Origin of the sequence: Neorhizobium petrolearium (assembly GCF_017873175.1) — a bacterium.
Classification (GTDB): Bacteria; Pseudomonadota; Alphaproteobacteria; order Rhizobiales; family Rhizobiaceae; genus Neorhizobium; species Neorhizobium petrolearium.
In genome coordinates, this window is record NZ_JAGGJW010000002.1 from 80280 (window position 1) to 106422 (window position 26143).

21 protein-coding genes and 1 pseudogene are annotated in these 26143 nt (G+C 61.5%); 6 read left to right on the forward strand and 16 right to left on the reverse strand.

The window, feature by feature from the left end; all coding sequences use genetic code 11:
* Positions 1 to 83 precede the first annotated feature (83 nt).
* From J2046_RS04400 to coxB, 5 genes are read right to left on the reverse strand one after another with little or no spacing between them, the layout of a single operon-like run.
* Positions 84 to 1148: a c-type cytochrome gene (locus J2046_RS04400; protein WP_210049866.1), complete on the reverse strand. Its 1065-nt coding sequence runs from the start codon at positions 1146 to 1148 to the stop codon at positions 84 to 86.
* Complete coding sequence (locus J2046_RS04405) at positions 1145 to 1789, reverse strand: cytochrome c oxidase assembly protein (protein WP_210049867.1); 645 nt, start codon at positions 1787 to 1789, stop codon at positions 1145 to 1147. Before J2046_RS04405 ends, J2046_RS04400 begins: the two co-directional genes overlap by 4 nt.
* Positions 1786 to 2169, reverse strand: a complete 384-nt coding sequence (locus J2046_RS04410; RefSeq protein WP_210049868.1) for a hypothetical protein — start codon at positions 2167 to 2169, stop codon at positions 1786 to 1788. Before J2046_RS04410 ends, J2046_RS04405 begins: the two co-directional genes overlap by 4 nt.
* A complete protein-coding gene (gene ctaD, locus J2046_RS04415) occupies positions 2166 to 4682 on the reverse strand; it encodes a cytochrome c oxidase subunit I (RefSeq protein ID WP_210049869.1) in 2517 nt (838 codons plus the stop codon). Before ctaD ends, J2046_RS04410 begins: the two co-directional genes overlap by 4 nt.
* On the reverse strand, positions 4679 to 5752 hold the full coding sequence (gene coxB / locus J2046_RS04420; protein ID WP_210049870.1) for a cytochrome c oxidase subunit II: 1074 nt from the start codon (positions 5750 to 5752) through the stop codon (positions 4679 to 4681). Before coxB ends, ctaD begins: the two co-directional genes overlap by 4 nt.
* Before the next feature lie 198 nt (positions 5753 to 5950).
* Here coxB and J2046_RS04425 point away from each other — a divergent pair, with 198 nt between their 5' ends.
* Together J2046_RS04425 and J2046_RS04430 are read left to right on the forward strand one after the other, a co-directional pair.
* Positions 5951 to 6151: a hypothetical protein gene (locus J2046_RS04425; protein WP_037152610.1), complete on the forward strand. Its 201-nt coding sequence runs from the start codon at positions 5951 to 5953 to the stop codon at positions 6149 to 6151.
* A gap of 40 nt (positions 6152 to 6191) precedes the next feature.
* Positions 6192 to 6752 carry a type 1 glutamine amidotransferase domain-containing protein gene (locus J2046_RS04430; RefSeq protein WP_210049872.1) on the forward strand — a complete coding sequence of 187 codons (561 nt, stop codon included), beginning with the start codon at positions 6192 to 6194 and terminating at the stop codon, positions 6750 to 6752.
* A 2-nt stretch (positions 6753 to 6754) separates the two neighbouring features.
* Here the strand turns inward: J2046_RS04430 and J2046_RS04435 are convergent, their stop codons facing one another.
* From J2046_RS04435 to J2046_RS04460, 6 genes are all read right to left on the reverse strand, one after another.
* Positions 6755 to 7858 (reverse strand): DNA topoisomerase IB, encoded by a 1104-nt coding sequence (locus J2046_RS04435; protein WP_210049874.1) that lies wholly within the window; start codon positions 7856 to 7858, stop codon positions 6755 to 6757.
* Positions 7859 to 7915: 57 nt separating this feature from the next.
* Positions 7916 to 9616, reverse strand: a complete 1701-nt coding sequence (locus tag J2046_RS04440; RefSeq protein WP_210049875.1) for a sensor histidine kinase — start codon at positions 9614 to 9616, stop codon at positions 7916 to 7918.
* Between the two features lie 239 nt (positions 9617 to 9855).
* Complete coding sequence (locus tag J2046_RS04445; RefSeq protein WP_210049877.1) at positions 9856 to 10962, reverse strand: ABC transporter ATP-binding protein; 1107 nt, start codon at positions 10960 to 10962, stop codon at positions 9856 to 9858.
* A gap of 6 nt (positions 10963 to 10968) precedes the next feature.
* Positions 10969 to 11850 (reverse strand): carbohydrate ABC transporter permease, encoded by an 882-nt coding sequence (locus J2046_RS04450; RefSeq protein WP_210049879.1) that lies wholly within the window; start codon positions 11848 to 11850, stop codon positions 10969 to 10971.
* A complete protein-coding gene (locus J2046_RS04455) occupies positions 11847 to 12773 on the reverse strand; it encodes a carbohydrate ABC transporter permease (protein ID WP_210049880.1) in 927 nt (308 codons plus the stop codon). Before J2046_RS04455 ends, J2046_RS04450 begins: the two co-directional genes overlap by 4 nt.
* A 95-nt stretch (positions 12774 to 12868) precedes the next feature.
* Positions 12869 to 14125 carry an ABC transporter substrate-binding protein gene (locus tag J2046_RS04460; protein ID WP_233469540.1) on the reverse strand — a complete coding sequence of 419 codons (1257 nt, stop codon included), beginning with the start codon at positions 14123 to 14125 and terminating at the stop codon, positions 12869 to 12871.
* Between the two features lie 260 nt (positions 14126 to 14385).
* Here J2046_RS04460 and J2046_RS04465 point away from each other — a divergent pair, with 260 nt between their 5' ends.
* Positions 14386 to 15438 carry a LacI family transcriptional regulator gene (locus J2046_RS04465; RefSeq protein ID WP_210049881.1) on the forward strand — a complete coding sequence of 351 codons (1053 nt, stop codon included), beginning with the start codon at positions 14386 to 14388 and terminating at the stop codon, positions 15436 to 15438.
* Between the two features lie 65 nt (positions 15439 to 15503).
* Here J2046_RS04465 and J2046_RS04470 read toward each other — a convergent pair whose 3' ends face one another.
* The 5 genes from J2046_RS04470 to J2046_RS04490 form a co-directional block, all read right to left on the reverse strand.
* On the reverse strand, positions 15504 to 17009 hold the full coding sequence (locus tag J2046_RS04470) for a tripartite tricarboxylate transporter permease (RefSeq protein WP_210049882.1): 1506 nt from the start codon (positions 17007 to 17009) through the stop codon (positions 15504 to 15506).
* Between the two features lie 9 nt (positions 17010 to 17018).
* Entirely contained in the window at positions 17019 to 17480 is a 462-nt protein-coding gene (locus J2046_RS04475) for a tripartite tricarboxylate transporter TctB family protein (RefSeq protein WP_210049883.1), read from the reverse strand.
* Positions 17481 to 17580: 100 nt separating this feature from the next.
* Positions 17581 to 18564: a tripartite tricarboxylate transporter substrate-binding protein gene (locus J2046_RS04480; RefSeq protein WP_210049884.1), complete on the reverse strand. Its 984-nt coding sequence runs from the start codon at positions 18562 to 18564 to the stop codon at positions 17581 to 17583.
* 210 nt (positions 18565 to 18774) lie between these two features.
* On the reverse strand, positions 18775 to 20160 hold the full coding sequence (locus tag J2046_RS04485) for a sigma-54-dependent transcriptional regulator (protein WP_210049885.1): 1386 nt from the start codon (positions 20158 to 20160) through the stop codon (positions 18775 to 18777).
* Positions 20157 to 21983, reverse strand: coding sequence for a sensor histidine kinase (locus J2046_RS04490; protein WP_267950827.1), 1827 nt, complete (start codon positions 21981 to 21983; stop codon positions 20157 to 20159). Before J2046_RS04490 ends, J2046_RS04485 begins: the two co-directional genes overlap by 4 nt.
* Before the next feature lie 242 nt (positions 21984 to 22225).
* Here J2046_RS04490 and J2046_RS04495 point away from each other — a divergent pair, with 242 nt between their 5' ends.
* From J2046_RS04495 to asnB, 3 genes and pseudogenes are all read left to right on the forward strand, one after another.
* A complete protein-coding gene (locus tag J2046_RS04495; RefSeq protein ID WP_210049886.1) occupies positions 22226 to 22702 on the forward strand; it encodes a DUF4126 family protein in 477 nt (158 codons plus the stop codon).
* Positions 22699 to 24072: an FAD-containing oxidoreductase gene (locus J2046_RS04500; protein WP_210049888.1), complete on the forward strand. Its 1374-nt coding sequence runs from the start codon at positions 22699 to 22701 to the stop codon at positions 24070 to 24072. The genes J2046_RS04495 and J2046_RS04500 overlap by 4 nt, the downstream gene beginning before the upstream one ends.
* Before the next feature lie 103 nt (positions 24073 to 24175).
* Positions 24176 to 26142 (forward strand): annotated as a pseudogene (gene asnB, locus J2046_RS04505) (asparagine synthase (glutamine-hydrolyzing)).
* Position 26143 lies beyond the last annotated feature (1 nt).

Sequence of the window (26143 nt, forward strand, 5' to 3'; positions counted from 1 at the left end):
TGATTGCAGCCTGCTACATGATGGTCGTTCCGGTCTGACACCGGTTTTCCGGACTCCTGGGGAGGAGAGCGTGGCCTGAAACTTCAGGGCACCCTGCTCTCGCGGCCGGCAAAGAAGGCTGCGAGAGCGGCAAAGTCCTCTTCCTTCAGCTTGCTGGCGACCTCGATCATGAGGTGGCTGAACGACGACCCGCCTCGGATGCCTGCATGGAACAGCTGGAGCTGACGCATGATATAGGCGGCGTTCTGGCCCGAAATACGCGGATAGGCGGGATTTCCTCCAGGTTTTTCATGACAGCTAAAGCAGGCAGGAACCTTGTCCGCCGGCCTTCCCTTTTCGGCAAGTTCCCTTCCTTTTTCGATCAACTGCGCATCAGCAGGAGAAACCGCGCGCTGCGGCCGCGCTTGTTTTGCGTAATAGCTCGCAAGCTCCGGCAGACTTTCATCGGCCAATGTGCCGACCGCCACCTCCATGATGCCACTCGGCCGCTGCCTTTGCGCATAAGCGCGCAGGCTGTTGAGCAGATAGGGCTCCGACTGGCCGGCGAGGCGCGGAATGATGCTGTCATTGGTAAGCCGCTTTTCCGCGTGACAGCTCTCGCAGGTGATCGGCAGCGGCGAAACCTCGCCCGCATTGCCGATGCCGTGGAGGCCGGAGACCTGCAGATAGGCGTTGGTGTCCATCTCCGGCAGCTTTCTCAGGAAGGCGACCATCGCCCAGACCTCGTCGTCGCGCATTTGCGTCGGCCAGGCAGGCATGCCGGTGAAGCGCACGCCATGTTTGACGATCTCGAAAAGCTGCCCATCGGTCCAGGTCGGCACCACGGTCTTCAGGTCTGGCGGCGGCGGAAGCATGGCGCGCACCGCATCCGACCGGCCTTGCGCCGGCGAGCCGTGACAGATGGCGCAACCCGTCTCGAAATGACCGGCAGCCGGCGGCAGGAGCGCCGGATTGTCGAGCGGGGGCGCCTCGACGGACAATGCGGCGGTGCGGACGGAATTCCGCATGACCCAATGCAGGAACCAGTTCGTCGCAGCCCAATGGCCGCTGCTTGCCCCGACACTTACAACACCGGACCAGGCGACCAGAAGCCCGAGCACAGGCAGCACGATGACCAGGACAATCAGATGCTTCCAACGGATCATCATAGAACTTTCCTCCCCAACGGCTCTGCCACATTATCTCCCAGCGTCCGGACAAGCAGGGCAATGCCGCCGGCGAGGTAGACGACGGCACCAACCAGCAGCATGACCACCCCGCCGACCTGCTGATCCGCCGCCGCTGTCAGCGTCACACCCAGACAACTTGCTTCCCCGCCACCGTAAAGCGGACGAGGCGAAAGAGAAAGAAGCGCTCCAAGCAGTGTCATATGCATGGAGGTGAAGAGGAGCCCGAACGTGCCGGAAAGCCGTCGCTCTTCCCGTCCGCCTGATGTCCCGCCGAGGCAGGAAAGCCAGAGCGCCAGTCCTGCGCCGAGGAAGATAGCCTGCTCGATGGCCGCGAAAAGGACGGAGGATTCCGACAAGGCCCGCATTGCCGGGACATGCCAGATCCACACGGCGAAGAGTTCGACAAGAGAAGCAGTGAGCGGCGTCATCCAGGCATGACCGGCGGTAAAATCAAAACGCGTCCCGGAAAGAGCGATGGCGATCAGCGGCGCGGCGCCCGCGACCACACCCATATGGGCGATCATGTGAACAGAGAAGGATGTCCGGTCGGCCAAAGGCAGCAGCACGCCCCAGAGCAGGAGCAACAGGGTAAGACCGAAAACGAGCGCGATCCTTCTCACGGCTGGCACTCCGCGATGAACATCAGCGGGATGGCCATATAGGCGACAGCCACGAAGCTGAGGCCGGATAACAGCAGCGTGGCAAAGCCCTGGAAATATCTGCGATCCTTACGGGTCGGAGCATCATGCGGCGGATCGCCGGAGCCGAAACCCCATTGCCGCCAGGCGAGATAGGCCGAGAGTACGATTATCGCCAACGCCAGCAGGGTGAAGATCGCAAGAGCAAGGCGGATGGTATCGAACGAAATGTCGGAGGCAAGCCCCCTGGCGCAGAAGATTGCAACGGTCGCGTAGCAGACGATGAAATGCAGCGCCCAGACCGTCGGCGCGGTAAACAGCGTCCACAAGCTCTCGACTTCACGCGGGATGACGCTCTTCATGCGCTCACCATCGGGAAAAGGCCGATGACGCCGAAAGTCACCACGGCGGTCACCGCCATGAAGTGCCAGTAAAGCGCGACATTGCGGATATCCTGGTCGTATTCGGCAGTCATCTTGCCCGCAAAACTGCGAGCCAGGCAGTAGAGTTGCATGATCGCGCCGACTGCTGCATGCGCCACCGTCCAGATCGCCAGAATCCAGACTGTCGCCGGATAAACGTTGGCTGTCGGGTCCATGCCATGGAGGTAAGGTCCGGCAAGGCCTGCAACCGAAGCCGCGACGGTAACGGTAAAAGCCGCAACCAGCGCCATGCGCGCACCAGCCGCCCCCTTGTTGTTGAACTCGCGGGCCAGCAGCGTCAGCCCCCAAGCGACCACGAAAAACACCAGCGCCATGATCGGCCAGAAGGCCCCTGGTCCGGGAACGGCAGCGGTGAAATCCTCGTGGATGGTCCAGTAGAAGAAATAGCCGAAGATGAGGCTCGCAAACGCCGTGCCATCACCGACCATGGTGATGAACATCGCCCACCACCCGACCGAGGCAGGGCCGGAAACATAGATCGGCAGCTTCAGGCCAAGTCCGACATCGATCTCCGGAGCCTCCGGAATAGGCGCAGTACCGGTCCACAGCCAGACGATGATCGCGATGAAGGTGATGATGGCGAACCCGATCGTCATGATCCACCAATGAAACGTCAGTGCGATGAAAACACCGCCGAGTGCGATGGCCGCAATAATCGTCACATAGGAAAGGCCGCCCACCCGCAGACATTGGATCGGCTCGGCATCGAGCACGGAGGTCACCAAGGTCTCGCGTTCCCCGGATTTCGCATCCGGCAGATAATACCGTCCTTCTTCGATATTCCGCCGAAGATCTGGCTGGTCCCAGAGCGGATAGCGGCTGGTGATGATCGGCACCGAACGCATGCCCCAGCTTTCTTGCGGGTCGTTCGTCCATTCCAGTGTGCCGGAATTCCACGGGTTGAGGTTGCGCTCGTGGGGCCTGTGCTTCGGGCGGAGAATATCGATCACGAGGGTCGCCACGCCGGCCGCGAAGATGAAGGCACCAACCGTCGAGAGAAGGTTGAACCAGTCCCAGCCGATGCCTTCCGGATAGGTGAAGACGCGCCGCGGCATGCCGCGCAGGCCGGAAAAATGCATCGGGAAGAAGGCGATATTGAAGCCTGAGAACATCAGCCAGAAGGCGACCTTGCCCCAGAAATCGCTGAGCTTCTTTCCGGTAAAGAAGGGGAAATAATAGTATATGCCGGCGACGACCGGGAACAGCATGCCGCCGATCAGCACATAATGCAGATGGGCGACGACGAAATAGGTGTCGTGCGCCTGCCAGTCGAACGGCACCAGCGCCACCATGACGCCGGTCAACCCGCCAATCACGAAGATGATCAGCCCGCCGGCGCCGAACAGCATAGGCACGGAGAAGATGACGCGGCCCGCCAGCATCGTGGCGATGAAGACGAAGATCTGCACGGCGGTCGGAATGGCAACGGCCTCCGACGCCGCCGAGAAGAAAGCGAGCGAGATCTGCGGCAGGCCGGTGGCGAACATATGATGCACCCACAGCCCGAAGCTCAGGAAACCCGTGCCCACGGCTGCCAGCACGATCCACGAATAACCGACGATCGGCCGCTGCGAGAAGGTCGGGACGATCATCGCCATCAGCGCGATCGCAGGCAGGAAGATGATGTAGACTTCCGGATGGCCGAAGATCCAGAAGAGGTGTTGCCAGAGCAACGGATCGCCTCCCCTTTCCGCGTCGAAGAAGGGCCAGTCGAACATCCGCTCCATCTCGAACAGGATATCCCCCGCGATCAGCGGCGGAAAGGCAAAGAGGATCATTCCTGCGACGATCAGCAGATACCAGGCGAACATCGGCATCAGATTGATGCGCATGCCAGGCGCCCGGCATTTCATGATGCCGACGATAATCTCGACCGCCGCGGCGATCGAGGCCACTTCGATGAAGGAAAGGCCGAGCAGCCAGATATCCGCGCCGATGCCGGAATATTCTTCGTCGGTCGCGAGCGGCGGATACATGAACCAGCCGGCATTCGGCGCGGCATTGAAGAAGATCGAGCCGCACACGAAGATGCCGCCGATGAGAAAACTCCAGAAACCGAAGGCCGAAAGCCGCGGGAACGGCAGTTCACGGGCGCCGAGCATGGAGGGCAGCAGGAAGATCGCGATCGCCTCGAAGATCGGCACCGCGAACAGGAACATCATCACCGTACCGTGCAGCGTGAAGGCCTGATTGAAGAGATCGGCGGAGATGAGATCGTTCTCCGGCACTGCAAGCTGCAACCGCATCAGCAGCGCCAGCAGGCCGGCAAACAGCATGAAGGCAAAGGCGGTGACGCCGTACCAGAGGCCGATCTGGCTGTTGTTGACCGAGGTCCAGTAACGGATGCCCTTCGGCGTCTCCCACACCTTGCGGAGCCGCTCTTCCTGAGCGGCGCGCTCCTGAGGCGAGAAATTGCCCAGTTCCTCGTTCATCTGAGCCCCTTCAGGTAAGCGGCGATCCGGTCGATCTCGGCATCCGGCAGCATGGAAAAATGCGGCATGCGGGCTTCCGGCTTGATCGCGCCGGGGTCGCGGATGAAGCGGGCGATATGGTCCTCCACATTCTCCAGAGTGCCGGCTCCGACCGAGCCACGTTCTCCGAAGGCAGTGAGATCCGGCCCGATCGTGCCGCGCGCATCGGTTCCGGAGATGGCATGACAGCCGTCACAGCCCTGTTTCAGGAAGAGCGCCAGTCCTTCCACGTCCTCGGCACCGGATGCACCCTGCCGCGCAGCCATCCAGGCCTCGAAATCCTGCGGCTCCATGGCGAGTACGGTGAACGCCATCAGCGCATGCGACGAACCGCAGAATTCCGCACAGACGCCGCGATAGGTGCCGGACTTTTCTGCCATGAGCGTGAGTTGGTTGTCGCGGCCGGGGATCATGTCCATCTTGCCGCCAAGCACGGGAATCCAGAAAGAGTGGATGACGTCGGGCGATCTGAGCGAGAAGATGACACGCTCCCCGACGGGAATCCGTACCTCATTCGCCGTCTCGAATGCGACCGTGCCGTCTTGCCGGAGATACCTCACACGCCACCAGAACTGCTCGCCGGTGACCTCGATGCGACGCACGCTGCCAGCCTCCTCCTGGAACCACGGCCGGATGTTTGGCATCAGCCATACGGCATAGGCAAGCAGTGCTGCCAGCACGACGGTGGGAAAGATTGCGCCTCCCCAGAGGATGAGCTGACCGGCACCCTTTTCCGAATGAACACGCCTCTTGCGCGCGGCATAAAACAGCAGACCGACCACCGCGAGCCATATCACCGCGCCACCAATCAGCATGGTGAAGAAAAGCGTCGCGACATGCGCCGCCTCGCGCCCGGCGGGATCGAGCGCCGATTGAATGCCGGAGCACGACACAAGCAACGGACAGAGAAAAAGTGCGGAGGCGATCGGCCGGACCGATCGGCAACAGCTGCCCTTGATGCCCTGCTGACCGAGGCTTCTTTTTGATCGGATTGGCCGGCAGCAGGGGCCGGTCAAGCGGTCATCATCCATTCAGCATGCACCCGGGCCAGAGGTCTTTTGCGACAGGAGATCACAGAAACGGTTGGCAAAAACACGCAAGCCGGAATTTTGTTCCAATGCCCGCGATAACTTTCTGTAACAGGCTGTGAAAAACGTGGAACGAATTCGCCACAGCGGGGTTTGCCTTTTCGTGAGGGCAGATGCCCTTGTTCGCGACGGGAGATTATCATGCGACACTTTTTCAAAATGCTCAGGAACAGACTGAAGGGGACCCGGCAGGAGAAGAAGACGTTTGCCGTTGAACACCCGGAAGACGTGCAGGTCGTCGTACCTGAAGCCGTTGTCCTTCCACTGCCGAAGGCACCGCGCGACGAAATCTGCGTTCCTGCCTCCATCAACGGCCGAGACCTTTCCAGCGGCCGCCTCTGAGCCCAACAGCAATGGAATTCGACTGAAAGGAGCACAGCATATGACCGCTATTGATACCGCTTCCATCCTGATCCTTGCCACTGACGGCTATGAACGTTCGGAACTGCGGGTCCCGCTCGATGAGTTGAGGAAGCGCGGCGCGAATGTGAAGGTCGCCTCGATCAAGACCGGCGAAATCAAGAGCTGGGACAAGAAGGACTGGGGCGATACAATCGGTGTCGATCTGGAGGCAAAAAACGTCAAGGTTGAGGATTTCGATGCCCTCGTTCTACCCGGCGGCCAGATCAATCCGGACCTCCTGCGCGTCAACGAGGATGCCGTGCGCGTCGTGCGTGATTTCGTGAAGAGCGGCAAGCCGGTTGCGGCGATCTGCCATGGTCCCTGGCTGCTGGTCGAGGCTGACGCCCTGCGCGGTCTAAAGGCGACATCCTATCGCTCGATCCGCTCAGACATCCGCAATGCAGGCGCCTCCTGGAAGGACGAAGCGGTCGTCGTCGACAACGGTATCATCACCTCGCGATCGCCGAGCGACCTGCCGCAGTTCGTTGACAAGATCATCGAGGAAGTCCAAGAAGGACGCCACAATCGCCGGGCGGCGTAGAATTACGCCCGCTCGGCCTCGGCCGCCCGCTGCTCCTCGCGGGCGGTCGTCGCGGGAACATCGGACACTTCCCGCAGGAATGCCAACAGACGCCGCTCGTTCGATCTCAAGCCCCTCGGACCGCTCAATACGGTCTCGTCCGCCATCACCTTTTCAAGCGGCGCGATATCTTCAGACAGCGCAAGAATCCCCGGATGGATATAGCTTGACCGGCAGACCGCAGGTGTATTGTGCAGGGCAGCCGATGCTGCATTGGCCATCGTTTTGATCTTCGGGCGGCCACCATTCATCTCCACCGCCTCCCACGCCGCCATGAATGCTGTGAGACTGCCACCCCAGGTACGGAATGTCTTGGCCGAGATGGCAAAGCCCGCCGCCTTGGCAAGATAGGCGTTCAGCCGGCCTGAATCGACCGGATGGGGCACGCCCTGCTCGTCCGGCCAGGAAAAGAGCCGCCGGCCGGGCAGGTCCGCAATGTCCTCGAGGATGCGCTGCAGACGCGGATGCCTCAAGGTATGCCGGACGCGCTTGCCGCCCTTGGCCGTGAAGCGAAGCAGGATCGTGGCGCCCGAGAGGGTCATATGCCGCTTGAGCAACGTCGTGGCGCCGTAGGTCTTGTTTTCCTTTGCATAAGCGCGATTGCCGACACGCAGATGCGTCGCATCCAGAAGGGCCACCAGAGCGGCGACAACCGTATCGGACCCCTCGAGATCAAGCGCGAGATGCCGCTTCACCTTGCGGCGTATGCGCGGCAGCGCCTCGCCGAACCGGATGAGTTGGTCGAACTTCTGCTCGCTGCGGAAATTCTGCCAATCGGAATGGTAGCGATACTGCTTCCGCCCGCGGGAATCATAACCCGTCGCCTGAAGGTGCCCACGCGGATCAAGGCAGATCCAGACATTCTCATAGGCCGGAGGCAGGCCGAGAGCGGCGATCCGGCGCCGTTCCTGATCATCCGTCAGCAAGCTCCCATCGGGCAGACGGTAGCAGAACCCTCTGCCGCGGCGGAGCCGCCGGATGCCCGGCTCCGTATCGCTGACATAGGTGAGGCCGGTGATTTTGAGAAAACCCTGATCGATATCGAGCGAGGTGAGACGGGCGTCCATGTCCATGGCCGCTTAACGACAAGCATATCAACTTCGTTCCAGCGATGTAGCCGGCGATCAGATCACGATGTCCTTGAGGCTTTCTGTACCTTCGCCCCGCTCGAAAGACGAACGTGGCGCAGTCAGCATCCAGCAGAGCCCCTCGGACCGGAAATCCACGTCGACCTGCCCTGAAAAAGCTGCGGCCGCATGGCGCTTGATGATCGTCGTGCCGAAACCGGTCCGTGACGGCTCGTGGACCGGTGGGCCATCCCTTTCTTCCCATACCAGCCGGAGATTGGGTTCGCTACCGGTCTCGTCGAGCACGTCCTTCCAGGCGATACGGACCTTGCCCTGCGGCACGGAAAGAGCCCCATACTTCACGGAATTTGTGGCAAGCTCATGCAGGATGAGGCCGAGATTCTGCACCGCCTCGGCCTTCAATATGAAATCCGCGCCTTGCAACTCTACCCGGTCGGCCACTTCGGCAAAGGTGCTCATATGGATTTCCACCACGCGCCGGATCGACACCCCGGCCCACTGCTCCTTCGCGAGCGCCTCGATCGATTTCCCGAGGCCCTGCAAACGGTTGCCGATCGCCTTCTGGAATTCCTCCATCGTGGTGTCCTTCCGCGCGAGCTGGCGCATCATCGCCTGGACGAGCGTGAGGATGTTCTTCGTACGGTGCACGAGTTCATGCAGGATAAGGTGGATGCGGTCCTCTGCCTGGCTGCGGTCGAAAGAAGCATTCGAAAGCGCGATGGCCACCTGATTCGCTTCCCTGATCTTTGTCTCCACCGGAGACACGATCTCGCCCTTGCCGATACGTTCGGCCATTTCCGCGATCTGCCGGATCGGGATGCGAAGCTGACGACCGACAAGCCAGGCGATCAGCATGCCGACGGCAAGGAAAACAGCGCCACCCGAGATCAACTGCCGCCATGTGGTCAGAATGCTCGCCTGCGCCGCATCGATCGGTCCCCAGACTACGGCCTTCCATGTCCAGCCGGTGATCTGCGCATAACCGTACATCTGCTTCAACTCGCCATCGACATCCTCGATCGTTCCCTTGAAGCCGGTCATCAGCTTGAGCGTATCGGCCGGGAAGGCCGTGCCCGACGACAACGCATGGGCACCCAAAGAGGTGACCACGTGTCCCGAACCGTCAACGATGGCGACCGTCCAGCCCTCTGAAAGCCCTTCAGTGGAGATGAGCTTCTGCAGGTCCTCGGCATTCTGGGTGATGATCATTGCCGCGCCCGAGGCGGAAACCTCCCTGGGCAGCGGCATGCTGATATTGAAAACGTGCTTTCCGCTGGTGGTGCCGAAAAAGACGTTGGAAGCCTCGGTCACGCGGCGACTGAGCACCGATTCGAGCGCCGGCATGTTGGATACCTTGCCGAGCGGCGTCCCGAAAGGCAGGCGTGTGTTGAGCTGCTGCTGGCCCGCGGCATCGACCAGGATGACATAGAGTGAATTCGACCGCAGGCTGTTCTGTGTCCTGTTGTGGAAGGCGCGCAGATCGCGCCTTTCCAGTTCAGGGGACGTGACGAGCAGCCGAAGCGTCGTTGCCATGTCCTGCAATTCGCGATCTATCGATCGCGCAATAAGCTGCGCATCCTCGGCTGTCTCGTTCGCCAGGATTTCGCGTTCGTTCGCCTCGAGCTCCATCATCAGATAGGCGACGAAAACCAGCAAAGGCAACGCAACGCCGACAGCGAGCGCAACCAGATAAGCGCCGATGGGCGCAGTCGGGAAAAACCGCGAAACCCTCATCATTCCGCGCATTTACCCAAAAGGAAAAACGCAGGCGCCTATGTCACCTGCCCCCGTATTCATTTTAGTATCCCGCCCTTTTGCTAATACAACTAGCGGGTCTTTCTAACCGGTTTTGAAAGCTTGGCCAAGGATTGATTGCTGACCATATGCTTCTCCAAAAGGAGCGACCCGCCCGCCGGAAGGAGGCCTCCCGGCACCGCCTGCAAGCCGGAAGGCAAAAAGGGCCGAACCTGCCCGTGTCAATCGATGCGGCCGGTCGTTTCCGGATCGAAGACGACCGCCTTGTCGAGATTGAAGGCGAAGGGGAATTTCTGGCCGACCGAGACATGCACATCGGCACGGGTACGGGCCGTAAAGCTTGCCCCATCCAGCTTGCCGGTCACGAACGTGTCGGAACCCGTCGGCTCGACCATGCTCACATCCGCTACGATTTGCGCCACGGAACGCACCTGCGGATCGAGAAGGCCGGTGTCGGTAATCGCTTCCGGACGCAGCCCCAGGATGATCTCCTTACCATCGGCGAGGCTCTTCGTAACGGACGGCGGCATGGCGACCTTGACGTTCTCGTTGCCGAAAAGCGCAATTGCCTGTGCACCGCCCGAGGAAACGACCCTGCCCTTCAGCATGTTCATCGCCGGCGAGCCCATGAAGTCCGCGACGAAGAGATTGGCCGGACGGTTATAGATTTCCGAAGGCGTCCCGACCTGCTGCACGGTGCCTTCCTTCAAGACGACGATCTTGGTGGCCAGCGTCATCGCCTCGATCTGGTCGTGGGTGACATAGACGATGGTCGCATGGGTGTTCTGGTGCAGCGCCTTGATCTCGGCGCGAACCTCGACGCGCAGCTTGGCGTCGAGGTTCGAGAGCGGCTCGTCGAACAGGAAGACGCGAGGCTGGCGGACAAGCGCCCGGCCCATGGCGACGCGCTGGCGCTGACCGCCGGAAAGCTGGCTCGGACGGCGCTTGAGCAGATGCTCGATCTGCAGCGTCTTTGCGACCTGCTTCACTGCCGCCTCACGGGCGGCCTTGTCCACGCCGCGCATTTCCAGCGCAAACGCGATGTTTTCTTCCACCGTCATGTTCGGGTATAGCGCGTAGGACTGGAAGACCATCGCGATGTCGCGTTTCGAAGGATGCAGATCGGTCACCACCTGACCGTCGATGACGATATCGCCCGATGACGGCGGCAGGAGGCCGGCGATCGCGTTCAGAAGCGTGGACTTTCCGCAGCCCGACGGACCGACAAGGACTAGGAAGCCGCCCTTTTCGAGATCGATATTGATGCCCTTCAGTATCTCGACATTGCCGATCTTCTTGCGAATGTCCTTGATTTCAAGAAAGCTCATAAGCGGTCATCCCTTAACTGCGCCGGCCATGAGGCCACGCACGAAATAGCGTCCGGCGACGATATAGACGAACAGGGTCGGCAAGGCGGCGAACACGGCGGCGGCCATGTCGACATTGTATTCCTTCACGCCGGTGGAGGAGGAAACGAGGTTGTTGAGCGCAACCGTCATCGGCGAGGCTTCGCCCCCCGCAAACGATACGCCGAACAGGAAGTCGTTCCAGATATTGGTGAACTGGTAGATGATGGTGACGACGATGATCGGCCCCGAACTCGGCAGCAGGATGCGCCAGAAGATGCGGAAAAAGCCGGCGCCGTCGATCATCGCGGCCTTCACGAGTTCGTCCGGGAAGGCCTCGTAATAGTTGCGGAAGAACAGCGTCGTGAAGCCGAGACCGTAGATCACGTGCACCATCACGAGGCCGGTCGTGGAGTTGGACAACCCCATCAGGCCGAGCAGTCGCGCCATCGGGATGAGGACGGCCTGGAACGGAATGAAGCAGGCAAACAGCATCATGCCGAAGACGATCTTGTGGCCCGGGAACCGCCATTTGGTCAGCACATAGCCGTTCAGCGCGCCGAGCAGGGTCGAGATGATCACCGCCGGAACGACCATCTTGATCGAATTCCAGAAATAGCCCTTGATGCCGACGCAGGAGACACCGATACAGGCCTCGCCCCAGGCCCTCACCCAGGCGGCGATCGAAGGCTCGCGCGGCAGGGCCAGCATGTCGCCGCCGCGGATTTCGTCGAGCGGTTTCAGCGATGTGGTCAGCATCACATAGAGCGGCAGCAGGTAGACGACCGCCAGGATGATCAGGGCCGCGTAGATGAAATAGCGGGCGGTACGGGCCGAGCCGGCGCTGATGGTTTCGTTCGCGGCGCTCATTGCTTCTTCTCCCGCAGTTCCGAATAGAGATACGGCACGATGATCGCGGTGATGCCCATCAGCATCATGACTGCGCTGGCGGAGCCGACATTCATCTGGTTGCGCGTGAACGTGTAGGAATACATGAAGGTCGACGGCAGTTCGGTCGCATTGCCCGGCCCCCCGCCGGTGAGCGCGATGACCAGGTCGTAGGACTTGATCGCCATATGCGCGAGCACGATGAAGGCGGAGAGGAAGACGGGGCGAAGCAGCGGGATGATGATGCGGCGGTAGATCGCGACGTTCGACGCACCGTCGATCTGCGCTGCCTTGACGATCTCGCCGTCGATGCCGCGAAGACCGGCGAGGAACATCGCCATCACGAAGCCGGATGCCTGCCAGACGCCGGCAATGACGACGGTGTAGATCGCCATCTTCGGGTTGACCAGCCAGTCGAACCTGAAGCTCTCCCAGCCGAGATGATGCATGGTGTTCTCAAGCCCGAGGCCGGGGTTCAGGAACCATTTCCACGCCGTACCGGTCACCACGAAGGAGAGCGCCATCGGATAGAGGAAAATCGGCCTGAGTACTCCTTCGGCACGGATACGCTGGTCCATCAGGATGGCGATGAACAGGCCGAGCGCAATGCAGATGCCGATGTAGAGAACGCCGAAGATCGCCAGGTTCTGCATGGCCACATACCAGTTCGGCTGCGACCAGAGACGGAAATAGGCATCGAACCCGCCCCACTTGTAAACCGGCAGGATGCGCGAGGTCGTAAAGGACAGATAAACTGTCCAGAGGATGAAGCCGTAGACGAAGACGAGGATCACGGCGAACGAGGGCGCAAGCACGATCTTCGGCAGCGCGTTGCGCAATCCATCCGCAAAAGTGCGGCCTTGTCTCTGCGGCTCCACGACCGGAACCGGTTCGATTGTCGTCATCATGACCTCCGGCAAACACCAGAAAGAAGGAAATTTGAAAAGTGGCCGGGATTGCCTCCCGGCCACTCAAGCTTCAGTAATTTGCGATCAACCGATCACTTCGCGGCAGCGACCGCTTCCGGCAGGCGCTTCAGCGCTGCATCGGTGGTGAGCTGGCCGTTGAGGTGCTGGGTGATGACGTCCAGCATGGCTTCCTTGATGGCAGCCGGCTGGGCGTAGCCATGGGCGAGCGAGCCCATCATCGTGCCCTTCGAAGCAGCCTCGGCGAGATCCTTCATGCCCTTCTTGCCGCAGTCGTCAAACTTTTCGTCCGAGACGTCGGTACGAGCCGGAACCGAACCCTTGACCGTGTTGAAAGCGATCTGGAAGCCCGGATCTTCGACGGCGGATGCCATCTTGAGCTGGGCGTCGCGCTGGTCATCACCGACGTCGAACATCATGAACTGGTCGGCATTGAAGAGCACCGAACCCTGGGTGCCGGGGAAGCGGATGCAGACGAAGTCCGTGCCCGGCTTCTTATTGGCGCGCAGCCATTCGCCCTTCGACCAGTCGCCCATCTCCTGCGCGCCCGCCTTGCCTTCGATGACCATCGCGGTCGAGAGGTTCCATTCGCGGCCCGAGAAGTTCGGGTCGAAATAGGTGCGGATCTTCGACATGGTGTCGAAAACCTTCTTCATCGTGTCACCGGAAAGCGCTTCCGGATCGAGGTCGAGGACGGCTTTCTTGTAGAAGTCCGGGCCGCCGATGGAAAGAACGACGGCTTCCCACATCGTGCCGTCCTGCCACGGAACGCCGCCATGCGCGATCGGCGTGATGCCCTGCTCCTTGAACTTGTCGAGCATGGCGATGAATTCGTCGATGTTCGTCGGCGGCTGAAGGCCGGCCTTATCGAGGGCAGCCTTGTTGATCCACAGCCAGTTGGTGGAGTGGATATTCACCGGAGCGGCGATCCAGTGGCCGTCATACTTGGAGAAATCCTGGAGAGCAGCCGGGATGACCTTGTCCCAGCCTTCCTTGGCTGCAAGGTCGTCGAGGTTTGCGGCAACGCCCATTTCCGCCCAGTCGCGGAGGTCGAAGCCGAGAAGCTGGACGGCTGTCGGCGGATCGCCGGCTGTGACGCGGGCGCGAAGCGCGGTCATGGCGGCGGAGCCGGCACCGCCGGCAACCGGCATGTCCTTCCAGGCGACGCCTTCCTTCTGGAGGTTTTCCTTTAGCACGTTGAGAGCCGCAGCCTCACCGCCGGATGTCCACCAGTGGAGGACTTCAACGCTCTCCTGTGCTTTGGCGGCACCGGCCGTCAGGGCGATGATCGCCGCGCCTGCGGCGAATTTGCTGATCATTCGAATATTCATTGAGAAATCTCCCTTTGCATCCGGGCTCCTCTCCGGATATGGCGATTTATAACGATATAAACGCAGTCGGTGTCAACCCAGCCCGAGGATTTTTTGCAGGGTTTCGGGCGACACCTAACATGATGAAAAAAAACGCAAATCTTGAAATAGACAAATTTTTCCTCAGGAATCGAGAAAATTTCCTGACGACATCAGAAAAATTTGTAACGATGTAGATGAGGCCTGTTCCGATCTCGGAGCAGGAGCGGAGGAAAGAAGACATGTCGCTGGAAGACCTGGAGGACGAGGGTCGGCGGGCGAAGCCGGAGCCTGTCACGGAGAGAGCCGGTGCGTATACGAAGCCCACGCTGAAAACAATCGCCGAAATGACGGGGCTCGCCGTCACCACCGTGTCGCGGGCGCTCGCCGACGCGCCCCAGATTGCGCTTGAAACGCGGCTGCGCGTACGGCAGGCCGCGGAACAGATCGGCTATCTGCCGGACCGGGCGGCGCAACGTCTGCGTACCGGCCGTACCAATGTCATCAGCCTCATTCTCGATCCGCACGAGGAAATTTTAGGCTATGCGACGTCGATGATTCGGGGACTGACCGAGGCGCTGCGGCGCACGCCGTATCACCTCGTCGTCACACCTCATTTCTCCGACACGCCGCAAATCGACCCGGTGCGCCACATCATGCGCAACCGCATGGCCGACGGCATCATCTTCACACGCACCGAGCCTTCGGATCCTCGCGTGAAGCTCTTGATGGAGAACAACTTTCCCTTCATCTGTCACGGCCGAACCGAACTTGCGACCGCTCACCCTTATGTCGATTACGACAATTACGGGTTCGCCTATCAGGCCGCGCGCAAGCTGATTGACGCCGGCGCTAAAAAGCTCTCGATCATCCTGCCGCCGGAGCGCTTCACGTTCGCCCACCACATGCGCCACGGCTTCATGACGGCGGTACGCGAGGAGGGTATCGGCTTCGAGATTGCCAGAGGCGTGACGCTCGACAGCAAATCCGACGACATCCGCGACTATCTCTACCACCGCATGGGCGAGCCGGAATGTCCCGACGGCTTCATCTGCGGCGGCGAAGTTTCGGCACTCGCGGTCATGGCCGCCGCTTACGACCACGGCCTCGCACTCGGAAAGGATGTACGGCTGGTCGCCAAGCAGACCTCGGGCCTTTTCGACCAGGTTCGTCCGCGAGTCGAGACGATCTATGAGGACCTTTCCGAAGCAGGCCTCTTGATGGGGCGACTGCTCCTCAAGCGTATCGCCGGGCCAGTGCCCGTCCACGAATTACAGGCGCTCCAGACGGTCTGACCGCCCGGAGCGCCGTCCGCATGATCCGTCAGGATTGATCATGCAAAGGTAGAGGTTCCAGCGTCCTAATCCTCTTCCTGGAACACCGCTTCGCGCTTTGCCTTGACGCTCGGCAGGAAGACAATCACGAGGACGACAACCGCAATGAAAAGCAGGGTTGCGCTGATCGGACGCGTGACGAACGTGCTCGGATCGCCGCGCGAAAGGATCATCGCACGTCTCAGGTTTTCTTCGAGAAGCGGACCGAGCACGAAGCCGAGCAGGAGCGGCGCGGGCTCGCAGCGCAGTTTCGACAACACGTAGCCGATGAGGCCGAAAAAAGCGACGGAATAGAGATCGTAGACGTTAGAATTGACGCTGTAGACCCCGATCGAGCAGAAGGCCATGATGATCGGGAACAGCACGTAATACGGGATGGTGAGCAGTTTCACCCACAGCCCGATCAGCGGCAGGTTCAGGACGACGAGCATCAGGTTGCCGATCCACATGGAGGCGATGATGCCCCAGAAGAGCGCCGGCTGCTCGGTCGCGACATTCGGACCGGGGACGATGCCCTGGATGATCATCGCACCGATCATCAGCGCCATGACGGGGTTTGCCGGAATGCCGAGGGTGAGCAGCGGGATGAACGAGGTCTGCGCGCCGGCATTGTTGGCCGATTCCGGCCCGGCGACGCCCGCCACCGCTCCCTGGCCGAATTCCTGCGGGTTCTTCGAGACCTTCTTTTCAATCGTGTAGGAAGCGAAGGCCGCAAGGATCGCCCCCCCGCCCGGCAGGATACCGAGAACCGACCCGATAACAGTGCCGCGCAGCACCGGCGCGATCATCGCCTTGAAATCCTCCTTTGTGGGCATCAGACCGCTGACCTTGGCCATCAGCACCGTGCGGCTCTTTTCGTTTTCGAGATTGCGCAGGATTTCCGCAATGCCGAAGACGCCGACCGCGACCGCGACGAAATTCAACCCGTCGGAATATTCGCGGATGCCGAGCGTGAACCGCGGCGTGCCGGTATAGATGTCCGTGCCGACCAGGCCGAGAAGCAGGCCCAGCACAACCATTGCCAGCGCCTTGACCATCGAGCCATGCGCCAGCGCGATCGAGGAGACGAGGCCGACCACCATCAGCGAGAAATATTCGGCAGCGCCGAACTGGAGGGCGATTTCAGTCAGGGGCGGCGCAAAAATGGCAACCAGGAAAGTCGAGACTGTGCCGGCGAAGAAGGAACCGAGCGCAGCGATCGCCAGAGCAGCCCCCGCCTTGCCCTTGCGTGCCATCTGGTAGCCATCAATGGCAGTGACGGCTGACGAGGATTCGCCCGGCAGATTGATCAGGATCGCCGTGGTCGAGCCGCCGTATTGCGCACCGTAGTAGATGCCGGCCAGCATGATCAGCGACGAGACCGGTTCGAGCTGGAACGTGATCGGCAGCAGCATGGCGATCGTCGCAGTCGGGCCGATGCCCGGCAGCACGCCGATGAGCGTCCCGAGAAGCACGCCGATCAGGCAGAAGAACAGGTTGGCGAGCGAGGAAGCGGTCGAAAAGCCGAGCGCGAGATTGTTGAGAAGATCCATGCTCAAACCTCAAAGACCGAGCCAGGGGCCGAAGCGGCGGAATGGCAGGCCAAGACCGTAGCTGAAGACCAGGACGCAGAAGATTGTCAGCGCCACTGACAGGACGATTGCCGTAAGTGGCTTCATGCGGCCGGACGCGAAGCAGGCAAAGAGCGCGGTCATGAACAGCGACGGCACGAAGCCGAGCCCCCGCACCGTCAGCCCGAAGAGGATCGGCGCCGGCAGGATGAACAGCATGCCGCGCCAGGCGATATGGCCGATCGGCTCCCCCTGGACGCGTGCCGACTGGACGAGGATAATGATTCCGAACAGCATGAGCGCGCAGGCAAGGATGAACGGGAAATAGCCCGGCCCCATGCGAAACGCCGTGCCGAGATCGAGTTCAAAGGACTGATAGGCGAAGAAGATGCCGATCGCCATGAACAGCAGTCCGCAGATCAGATTGGTTGTGTCGAATTTCAGAGAATTCATGGGGTCTCCGTCAGTTGGAGAAGCGCGCCTTGCGGCCTCTTCTCCCCGCTGGGGAGAAGAGGGACCTGCGAAAACGGCATGCCTCGATCGCCCGACAGTCTCAGTCCGCGTACTGGCCGGCAGCTTCGATGACCGGTTTCCAGCGGGCGATCTCGCCTTCCAGCTTGGCCTTGAGCGCTTCCGGGGTCGCATCGGCTTCCGGCGAAGGCTTGGTGCCGAGTTCGACGAAGCGGGCCGCGACATTCGGGTCCTTCAGCGCCACCTGCAACGCCTTGGAGAGCTTGTCGATCGCCTCCTTGGGTGTGCCCTTCGGAGCATAGATGCCATGCCAGATGCCGACTTCCATCTGTGGCAGGCCGGCTTCCTTAACGGTCGGCAGATCCTTGAGCACGTCAAGCCGTTCCGGCGAGGTGACTGCATAGGCCTTCACAGTGCCGGCCTGGATCTGCTTGGTCGTATTGGTCGTCTGGTCGCACATGATGTCGACCTGGCCACCGAGAAGATCGGTCATCGCCGGACCGGTTCCCTTGTAGGGAACGGTGACGAGCGAGGTCTCGATCGCGCTCATGAATAGCATGCCGCACAGATGCGAGGCGGCGCCGATGCCGGCATTGGCGACCGTCACCTTGTCCTGGTTGGCCTTGGCATAGTCGATCAGGCCCTTGAGGTCGGTCGCCTCCATGTCCTTGCGGGCGAGAAGCGTCATCGGAACCTCCGTGACGAGGCCAACATATTCGAATGCGTTCAGCGTGTCATAGGGAAGCTTGCGGTAGAGGGTCGCGCTGGTCGCCATGCCGATATGGTGAAGCAAAAGGGTATAGCCGTCCGGCTCCGCATTCGCCACGCGGGCTGCCCCCAGCGTGCCGCCGGCGCCGCCGACGTTTTCGACGATGATCTGCTGGCCGAGATCCTTCGACATGGATTCCGCGACGAGGCGGGTGACGGTGTCGGTCGGGCCGCCGGCCGAGAAAGGCACGACCATGGTGATCTGGCGCTCCGGATACCCCTGGGCATTAGCGGAAGCGGAAAAAAGCGAAAGTGCCGCGAGAGCGGTTGCGCCTAGGACGGCGTTCAGGATTTTCATCGGGGTCCTCCAAGATGAAATATATGGCAAAGCCAGCGCTCAAGTCTCCTCCGGCGCCAACCTGGCAGCCATTTGCTGCAAGCCGTGAAAGGCGTTCAACCGGTGCGAAAGTATTAAAACCGCATTTCTGCCGATATCGCGCCGCAACATGGGTGGATTCGGAAACAACGCGCAAAAAGCATGGGTGGATTTCCACCCATCCAGGAGCAGTCAGCCGTCTCTGTCGTCTTGAAGCAAGTGTTCCGGGCCGAGCAGCTTCTTGTCGAGCCCGTATTTCTGCATCTTTTCATAGAGCGTCTTGCGCGAAATACCGAGGGACTCGTAGACCGGTCTCAGCGCCCCGCCATGGGCTGCGATCTCCCCCGCAATCAGGTTCCGCTCGAACGCCGCGACCTTGTCGGCAAGCCGGCCCATCCCTTCCCTGCCCCCGTCCCGTGCCGATCCGGCAGCTTCACCAGGCTTTACGTCGAGGCCGAGCACCAGCCGGTCGGCGGCATTGCGCAGCTCACGCACATTGCCGGGCCAGTCTCGCTGGGCAACCGCCGAGATCATGTCGGCCGGCACATCCATATCCTCGCGGTCGTAACGGGCCGCCGCCTCACGCACGAGCTGCAGGAAAAGCAACGGAATGTCCGCCCGGCGCTGCGCCAGTGACGGCACATGGATCGTCGCAACGTTGAGCCGATAGAAGAGATCCGCGCGAAAACGCCCCTCCGTGACCTCTGCTTCAAGATCAACTTTGCTGGTGGCGATGAAGCGCACGTCGAGCGGCACCATTTCGTTGGAACCGAGACGTGTGATCACGCGCTCCTGCAGCACGCGAAGGAACTTCGCCTGCAGGTCGACGGGCATCGAGCCGATCTCGTCGAGCAATATCGTGCCGCCGCGCCCATGCTCGAACTTGCCGTAGCGGGGCCTGAGCGCGCCCGGAAAAGCGCCGGCCTCGTGGCCGAAAAGCTCACTCTCGATCAGGTTCTCCGGCAGCGCCGCGCAATTGATGGCAATGAAGGGCCTGTTGTTACGCGGGCTGACGTCGTGCAGCGCCCTGGCCACCACTTCCTTGCCCACTCCCGTCTCGCCGATGATCAGCGTGTCGGCATCGGCAGCGCCGATCGCGCGGATGCGGTAGCGCAGGTCGACCATTACCTGGGTGCGGCCCGGCAGCCGCGTTTCGAGATCGTCGCGCTTGCCGGCGACCGCCTTCAGCCGCCGGTTTTCCAGCACGAGGCCGCGGCGATCAAGACCGCGACGGATGATGCCGGCCAGATGCTGCGGCGTGAACGGCTTTTCCAGGAAGTCGTAGGCCCCTTCCCGCATCGCCTTGACTGCGAGTTGCACATCGCCATGGCCCGTCACCAGGATGACCGGGATTTCCGCGTCGAGTTCGCGGATGCGGTGGAGCAGCGTCATGCCGTCGATGCCGGGCATGCGGATATCGCTGACGACCACGCCGTCGAAGCCGAAGCCGGTCAGCTCCAGAACGTGATCGGCGTTGGAGAAGGTCTGGACGTTCAGGCCGAAAAGCTCCAACGCCTGTGCGGTCGAGCGGCGCAGTTCCTCCTCGTCATCGACCAGCAAGACCCTTTGCCCGTTCACTCCGCCGCCTCCAGAAGATTGCCGTCGGCGACTTGCAGCTCGATGAGAAAGACCGCGCCGCCTTCGGGGTGATCGGCGACACTCAGACTGCCGCCGAAATCCTTGACGATATTGTAGGAGATCGAAAGACCGAGGCCCAACCCCTTGCCGACGCCCTTGGTGGTGAAGAAGGGATCGAAGATGCGCTCGCGGATTGCCGCCGCGACGCCCGGCCCGCGGTCGCGTACCGATACCGTCACCTTGTCGCCGTCACGTCCCGCGGAAACGGTGATGCGTCGGTCATCGAGCCCTTCGACCGCATCGGCGGCATTGGTGATGATATTGACCAGAACCTGCTGGAGCCTGACGGCGCCCGCCTTCACCGCCGGCAGCGCGGGATCGATCTTGATTTCGAGTGTTGCATCCGCAGCCTTGAGCCGCGCTGCGACGATTTCCAGCGTGTCTCGCATCGCCTCGTCCAGCGTGACTGCTCCGAGCTTCTCGTTCGGCTTGCGGGCGAAGTTGCGCAGGTGCTTGCTGATCGACGCCATGCGGTCGATCAGCGCCGAAATGCGGCTGACATTGTCTCTCGCCTCTTCGATGCGTCCGAGGTCGATCAATACACCGGTTGTCTCCGTATAGGTCTTGGCGGCCGCAAGCGGCTGATTGAGTTCGTGCGAGAGCGCCGCCGACATTTGCCCGAGACCGGCGAGTTTGCCGGCCTGGATGAGATCCGCCTGCGTCTGGCGCAACCGCTGCTCGGTGAGCCGCCGTTCGGCGATCTCCTCCTCGATGCGGCTGTTGACGCGGGCAAGATCGGCGGTGCGCTCGGCCACCCGCCGCTCGAGCTCGTTGCGCGCTTCCGCCTGCAACTGCATGCGCTCGTTCAACCGGGCGCGGCGCTGCACGATGATAGCAAGCGCCAGTCCGGCAAGACAAAGCGTCAGGAAGGCGGCAACCGTTACGGTCTGCGCCTGGACACGAACGGAGCCGGTATCCATCAGGACATTCACGGTCCAGCCCGCCTCCGGCATCAGCTGCGACACGACGAGATATTCCTTCTCGGCCCTGCCGTCGGCAATCATCATCACATCGCGGCCGGCAAAGCTTCCCCGTTTTACCGGCAGTTCGCGCAATTTCGTATCCGCATACCGGCGCGACGCTTCGGTGCGGGCGATTCGATCCGGCGTCAGCGGCAGGATGCTCGCATAGAGCCATTCCGGGCTGCCGGTCATGAAGATGATGCCTTCAGGATCGGAAACGAAAATACGGTCGTCGCCGCCACCCCAGGAAGCCTCGATGGAGTCGATATCCACCTTGAAGACGATCACACCGCGGATGATGCCGTCGATCTCGATCGGCGAGCCAAAGTAATAGCCGCGCTTGAGCGACGTGGTGCCGAGCGCATAGAACCGCGACTGCCGGCCCCCGACGGCATCCTGGAAATAGGGACGATAGATGAAATTCTCACCCACGAAGCTGACGGGGGAATCGTAGTTGCTGGCAGCGATCGTCGCGCCGTCCAAGGTCATCACATAGATGTCCGAGGATGTCAGAAGCGCGTTGATCTCTTTGAGATAGGCATTCGTGCGCGCCCGCAGGCCCTCGTTCCTCGGATCAAAAATGAGTGCCTCTATATTGTTCTGGTCGGCGATCAGCGCCGGCAGCGCCTCGTAGCGCTTCAAATGCCCGTCCAATGCCGATACCGCCAGGCGCAGTGTCGTGCCGGCCTGCGCCTCGGCCTCGTTCATATAACTGCGCGCAGCAATCTCGCTGCCCTTCAAGACCAGCACCAGACCAATCGCTGCAAGTACGGCGAGCGGCAGAAGAATGCGATATCTCAACAGGTTCCCGGCTCCTCCATCCTCCCGGTGCTTCTAACGGAATTAGACGGTCATTTTAATCCTTGCACAACCGATTTCCATAAAATCCTGACACCGCACCGAATACACGCTTTGCGGGCGCTCAAACCCTTTAAAGCAGACATATGCCAAGCTTTATACAAGTTTTACTTGACCAGGTACGAGGTCGGGAACAGTGTCGCAACCGGGTAGGCCAAGGTCGACAACGGCGAAATGGGGGTCTCATGCTTTATGTGCTTGCACTTCTAATCGGCGTCGTGGCCGGCCTTCGCGCCATGACGGCGCCGGCTGCCATCGCCTGGGCCGCCTATCTCGGCTGGCTTGATCTCTCGGGCTCCTGGCTTGCCTTCATGGGCACCATCTGGGCCGTCGGCGTCTTCACGATCCTGGCGGTCGTCGAATACGTCACCGACCAGCTTCCCTCGACGCCGAGCCGCAAGGTGCCGCAGCAATTCGGCGCCCGCGTCATCATGGGCGCATTGACCGGAGCGGCGATCGGCACACCCTATGGCGCGTGGATCGTCGGGCTGGTTGCCGGCATCATCGGCGCGATTGCCGGCACCTATGGCGGGGCCGCCGCCCGCGCCGGGCTGGCCGCCAGCTTCGGCAAGGACCCGCCCGCCGCCTTCATCGAGGATGCGGTCGCGATCATCGGCGCCTACCTTATCGTCTCGGCATTACCTATCCCGGTCACCCCATGAAAGCTTTCGACGCGATCATCATCGGAGCAGGCCAAGCCGGCCCCTCGCTTGCCGGGCGCTTCAACGTTGCCGGCAAGACGGTTGCGATCATCGAGCGCAAGCATGTCGGCGGCACCTGCGTCAACACCGGCTGCAAGCCGACCAAGACGCTCGTCGCCAGCGCCTATGCCGCCCATCTCGCCCGCCGCGGCGCAGATTACGGCGTCGTGCTCGACAGCCCCGTGAAGATCGACATGCCGGCCGTGATGCGCCGCTCGCATCAAGTGACGCTCGATTCCCGCCACGGCAACGAAAGCTGGCTGGAGGGCATGCCGAACTGCACACTGATCCGCGGACACGCCCGCTTCGAAAGCAGGGATACGGTACGCGTTGGCGACGAGCTTCTGACCGCGCCGCAGATTTTCCTGAATGTCGGAGGACGCGCCGCGATCCCGGATTTCGAGGGCATCGGCGACGTACCCTACATGACCAACAGCGACATCGTCATGCTGGACCGGGTGCCGGAACATCTCGTCATCGTCGGCGGCAGCTATATCGGGCTCGAATTCGCCCAGATGTACCGCCGCTTCGGCGCGCAGGTGACAATCGTCGAAAAAGGCCCCCGCCTCATCGGCCGCGAGGACGAAGAGATTTCCGAGGCTGTCCGCGGCATTCTCGAAGCGGAGGGCATCAAGGTCCGCACCGGCGCGGAATGCATCCGCTTCAGGAAGCATAAGGATGGCGTCGCCGTCGGGGTGAACTGCACCGAAGGCGAGCCGGAGGTCATCGGTTCTGATATCCTGCTCGCGGTCGGCCGCAGCCCGAATACCGACGACCTTGGGCTCGACAAGGCAGGCGTGGAGTCGGACGCACGCGGCTATATCAAGGTCGGCGACGATCTCGCGACCAATGTCGAAGGCATTTGGGCAATGGGCGACTGCAACGGCCGCGGTGCCTTCACGCACACCGCCTATAACGACTTCGAGATTGTCGCTGCAAACCTCTTCGACGGCGAGAACCGCAAGGTCTCCGACCGGCTGCTCGGTTACGCGCTCTATATCGACCCGCCGCTCGGCCGCGTCGGCATGAGCGAGACGGAAGCGAAGAAGGCGGGCAAGAAGATTCTTGTCGGACGGCGGCCCATGACCCAGGTCGGCCGCGCGGTTGAAAAAGGCGAGACTCTGGGCTTCATGAAGATCGTCGTCGATGCGGAAACGAAGCAGATTCTGGGGGCCGCGATCCTCGGCACCGGCGGGGACGAGTCGATCCACGGCGTGCTCGACATGATGAATGCCGGCGCAACGTTCGACGAGCTGCGCTGGGCGGTTCCGATCCATCCGACCGTCTCGGAACTCTGGCCGACGGTGATCCTCAGCATGCAGCCAGGGTGAACCTCTTTTGCACACGATTCGAATTTTACCGATCATGTAAGGGGACCGGCAAGCATTTCGATTTATGAACGACGGCACTAGTCCCTGTTCATGATGGAAACAGATGTGCGGTTTTGCTGGCTTCATAGGTGAGGCATGCGGCTCCGGGAAGCCGGAGCGCCTCCTGTCATCGATGGCGCATGCGATCGCCCATCGTGGGCCGGACGGCCAGGGCGTGTTCACCGCGCCGGGTGTGGGGCTTGCCCATGTCAGGCTTTCGATCGTCGGCCTTTCCGACGGACAGCAGCCGATGACGGGCAGCGACGACCGCTTCACCATCGTCTTCAACGGCGAGATCTTCAATTACGTCGAACTGCGCGACGAGCTGAAGGCGCGCGGGGTCGTTTTCCGCACCGGCAGCGATACGGAAGTGCTGTTGCAGCTTTATGCCGCTTACGGCGAAGCCTGCCTGTCGCGCCTCAACGGTGACTTTGCTTTTGCGATCTGGGACGCCCGCGAACACCGGCTGATGCTGGCCCGCGACCGGATGGGTGTGCGGCCGCTGTTCTATGCCGAGCACAAGGGTACGCTCTACTTCGCGTCGGAAATTAAGGCGTTGCTTGAAGTGCCAGGCATCGAGGCGGAACTCGACCCCGTCGCGCTCGACCAGATCTTCACGCTCTGGACGCCGATTCCGCCACGCACGGCGTTCAAGGACATCTTCGAGCTCGAACCCGGCCATCTGATGATCGCGGAGAGCGCACGGAAGGACATTCGCCCCTACTGGACCCTCGATTTCCCAGATGCCGGCGACCACGGGCAGGCCGATGAGGCTGCAAGCGAGGAAGAACTGAGAGCGCTGCTGACGGATGCCACGCGGCTGCGCATGCGCGCTGACGTGCCGGTCGGAGCCTACCTGTCCGGCGGCCTCGATTCCTCGCTGATCGCGGCGCTCGCCGCGCCGATGGCCCCGAACGGCCTCAATACGTTCTCGGTCACGTTCGACGACGCCGAGCATGACGAAAGCGCCTTCCAGATGGAGGTTGCCCGCGCGCTCGGCACGCATCACCGTGCCGTCGCCTGCGGCCCGGCCGACATTACCGAGAGTTTCCCGGATGTCGTCCGCTTCACGGAGCGGCCGGTTCTGCGCACCGCGCCCGCCCCGCTCTATCGCCTTTCCGGCCTTGTCCACGAGGCAGGCATGAAGGTCGTGCTGACTGGCGAAGGCGCCGATGAGGTCTTCGCCGGCTACGACATCTTCCGCGAGGCGCGCGTGCGCCGCTTCTGCGCGCGGCAGCCGGGCTCGAAGATCCGGTCGCATCTTTTCCGCAAGCTCTATCCCTATCTGCCGGGCCTCAAACAGCAGTCGGCGGAGTATCTCGCCGCCTTCTTCGGAGCGGGAAACGACGCGGCGGATGATCCGCTCTTCTCACACCGGCCGCGCTTTCGCACCACAGCGGCCGCCAAGATCTTCTATTCCGACGACCTGCGCGCTACGTTGGGCACCTATGATCCAGCCGAAGAGCTGGCTTCCCGCCTGCCGGAAAATTTCGGCCGCTGGCACCCGCTTCATCAAGCACAATACCTGGAAAGCCGCTTCCTGCTGCCCGGCTATATCCTGTCGAGCCAGGGGGACCGCATGGCCATGGCGCATGGCATCGAAGGCCGCTTCCCTTTCCTTGACCATCGGTTGGTGGAATTCGCTGGCCGCCTGCCGCCCGGCATGAAACTGAAGGGCCTCGAGGAAAAGCATATTTTGCGTCGTGTGGCGAAGGATCTGTTGCCGGGGCAATCAGCAAGCGGCCGAAACAACCCTATCGCGCGCCCGACAGCCGATCCTTCACCGGAAACGAAGAGCAGGCTTATGTCAGCGAAATGTTGAGCGAACAGGCCATCACCTCCACCGGCCTCTTCAATACCCGGGCGGTGGCAAAACTTCATCACAAGTGCCGTACGCAGCCTGTTTCAGGTTTCCGCGACAACGCCGCCTTCGTCGGCATTCTTTCCACCCAGCTCTGGCTGAAGAATTTTAGCTCCCGCGCGACGGCAGACGTTCCGAACCTCGCAGCGGCGGCAGGAGGCCGAGCATGAC